The following is a 2,511-nucleotide window of genomic DNA, read 5'->3' as shown; positions in this document are numbered from 1 at the left end:
CAGCACGCTCAGCCGCCCGCCGAGCTCATGGACCTTCTGTTCAGCGATGGATCTCGTCATGACGACCTTTCGGGAAGTGCGCGTTTCAGGCGGTGCGACACAGGACCTGCGGAAGAAGGGATCATTTTTCGTCGTCGAAGTTCTCGCGGTGGGCCAGCTCGGAGGTGTAAGGGACCCGCAGCGGAGGTTGCTGATCGATCAGCTCGTTGGCGGCGTGGGCCAGCAGGTCCCGCTGGAGGGCGGGCAGGCCCAGGCAGTGGTGCAGGTAGGCCTCGACCTCGACCTCCCCGGCGTGGCCGCCGAGGGTGAAGTAGTGGAACCACAGCTGCTTCGCCTCAATGCCGGCCCGACCGACGACCTCGCGCAGCAGGCGCGCCTGTTCCGCCCCGATACCGTCATGATCCACCGTCAGGCCTCACTTCACCGGGTCCGGTCGCCGCTCCAGGATCTGGCGGGCGACCTCGGCCATGGGACGGCCCTGGGCGCGCGAGGCCGTCAGCAGCACGCAATGGGCGTCGTCCGGGTCGGTGGCCCGTTGTTCCATCAGCATCCCGGTGGCCCGGTCGATCACCTGCCGATCCTCCAGGCCGGCCTGCAGCGAAGCGCTGAGCCGCTGCGGGGCGTCGCGGGTCTGGGCCGAGCCCAGCAGGGTCGCCGCGGCAGCGGCCAACAGGACCAGCTGCTGCTCCTCGTGGCCGGCGAAGGCATCACCGACGGTGGCGTAGACCTTCATCGCCCCCAGGCACCGCTCCTGGAACACCAGCGGGACACTGAGCATCGAGCGGATCCCCGAGGCGGCCGCGGCCGCCGACCACTCCGGCCAGCGGTCGTCGTCGGTGGTGTCGTTGATGCGCTGAGGGGTCGCGGTGGCCCAAGCGGTCAGGCACGGGCCCTCTTCCATCTCGTACTGGAGCGCGTCCGCGGCCTCCACGAGATCGTCGGTGGCCCCTGCACTGGTCCTGGCGCCGTGGGCGTCGATCAGTGAGACCCCGGCTCCGGCCGCAGAAGGTATGAGGTCCTGGGCGACCTGGGCCAGCTGGTGCACCGCCGCGGTGGCGTGCTCCTGGCTCAGCAGCATGTTCTGGATGCGCGCGAAGACCGCGGTCAGCTCCGTCGCAGAGGATTCGGACTGCATGGGGACCCTCCTCGGGCCGGCGGGGCGGGTCGAGCCCACTGGGCACCGTGCGCTGTCGTCGCCGCATCGATGGCAGGTCGTTTTTCGCTCGATGATTGCCCCTGTGATCAAGGTTACGCCGGATGACAAGAAATGGTCCGGACCGCGGATGATCACGGAATCGGTGCCACCTCGTCCCAGGTGACCGGCTCGGTGCGGCATCCCGACGACGTGGGTGGGCCTCGAACGCGGTGATGCCCGGCCGTCACGAGCTACCGTGCCGGCCGGGCATGACGGATCATCCTGGTGCCTCACCCCACCCGGAGGCTTCCGCCGACGGGGACGCACCGGTGACCGGGAGGATCTGCGATCGCTTCAGGCGGCGGGGGCAGCCGAGGCGTGGCGCAGGCGGTGGCCCTCGGTGGGGACCAGCTTGGGGAGCCCGCTGTTGACCTCGCGCACCCACAGCACGCCCAGGTGGGGTGCCACCTGGCTCACGGTGCCGGCATGGCGCAGGTGGTGCTGGTCCCATACTTCGATCGGGTCCCCGGGGTGCACCCGAGTGAGGTCGTGGAGCCATGGATCAGTGGTGGTCATGATGCTTCCTGTTCAGTTTCCTGCGGTCTGACGCGGTCCCGGCGGTCCGAGCCCTGTTCCAGGGCTCGGACCGCCGGGACCGCAGGGGGTGTGCTCAGGCGGTGTAGTACTCGCGGCTGCCGGACTTGGCCAGCCCGCGGGCCACCAGGTAGCCGATGGTCAGGTAGGTGATGTACTCCATGGCCTGGCGGGCGTCGAAAAGATCGGCGCCGTCCTCGGCACCGCCGTCACCGACCAGGGTGGCCGTGACGACGATGGCCACCAGCACCCCGAGGTAGGCGATGAGCTCGGTGGTCTTGGTCGCATTCTTGGTCTCGGTGGCCCGGCGCACTCCGGTGTCGGAGGCGGTGGCGGTGGTGGCGGCGTGGGAAGCAGTGGTCGTCAAGGGATTCTCCTGAAGAAGTAAGGGGGGCCGGATTCGGCAGGGCTCCAGACGGCAGATTTGCCGTCGGTGCAGTCAGTGGAAGGCGGGGGGACGCCGTGTGCTCGACGCCTTGCCTACACCGTAGACTGTACGTGTAGACTGCGGTTAATGCAAAGCCCCCTGATCAAAGGATTCTGATCCCCATGTGTCCCCCCACCACGAGCCCTGATCCTGACACCGCCGAGGACCCCGCACCGACGCCAAAGGCGAAGGCGCGCCGGCCGCGGCTGAGCCGGGAGGTGGTGCTCGCTACGGCCCTGGCCCTGGTGGACGCCGAGGGCCTGGAGGCCTTGTCCATGCGCCGATTGGGCGCTGAGCTGGGGCGGGATCCGATGGGTCTGTACCGGTATGCGAAGAACCGGGCGGACCTGCTCGA

Annotated in this window: 5 protein-coding genes; 1 reads left to right on the top strand and 4 read right to left on the bottom strand. The window is 68.9% G+C overall.

Translation table 11 applies throughout. The features are described 5' to 3' along the window. Window positions 1–121: 121 nt before the first annotated feature. From ACFYE3_RS18990 to ACFYE3_RS18975, 4 genes are all read right to left on the bottom strand, one after another. Window positions 122–406, bottom strand: a complete 285-nt coding sequence (locus ACFYE3_RS18990) for a hypothetical protein (RefSeq protein ID WP_387612022.1) — start codon at window positions 404–406, stop codon at window positions 122–124. A 9-nt stretch (window positions 407–415) separates the two neighbouring features. Next, on the bottom strand, window positions 416–1,135 hold the full coding sequence (locus ACFYE3_RS18985; RefSeq protein WP_387612019.1) for a GAF and ANTAR domain-containing protein: 720 nt from the start codon (window positions 1,133–1,135) through the stop codon (window positions 416–418). Between the two features lie 354 nt (window positions 1,136–1,489). Continuing rightward, entirely contained in the window at window positions 1,490–1,711 is a 222-nt protein-coding gene (locus ACFYE3_RS18980) for a hypothetical protein (protein ID WP_387612016.1), read from the bottom strand. Between the two features lie 94 nt (window positions 1,712–1,805). Continuing rightward, complete coding sequence (locus ACFYE3_RS18975) at window positions 1,806–2,096, bottom strand: hypothetical protein (protein ID WP_368823721.1); 291 nt, start codon at window positions 2,094–2,096, stop codon at window positions 1,806–1,808. A 182-nt stretch (window positions 2,097–2,278) separates the two neighbouring features. Here ACFYE3_RS18975 and ACFYE3_RS18970 point away from each other — a divergent pair. Further along, on the top strand, window positions 2,279–2,511 hold a 233-nt coding region (locus ACFYE3_RS18970), incomplete at its 3' end, for a TetR/AcrR family transcriptional regulator (RefSeq protein WP_387612013.1).

It is taken from the genome of Kocuria arenosa, from assembly GCF_042879215.1.
GTDB lineage: Bacteria > Actinomycetota > Actinomycetes > Actinomycetales > Micrococcaceae > Kocuria > Kocuria arenosa.
The sequence above is the reverse complement of the archived record's forward strand: the minus strand, read 5'-3'. Positions and strand labels throughout refer to the sequence as shown.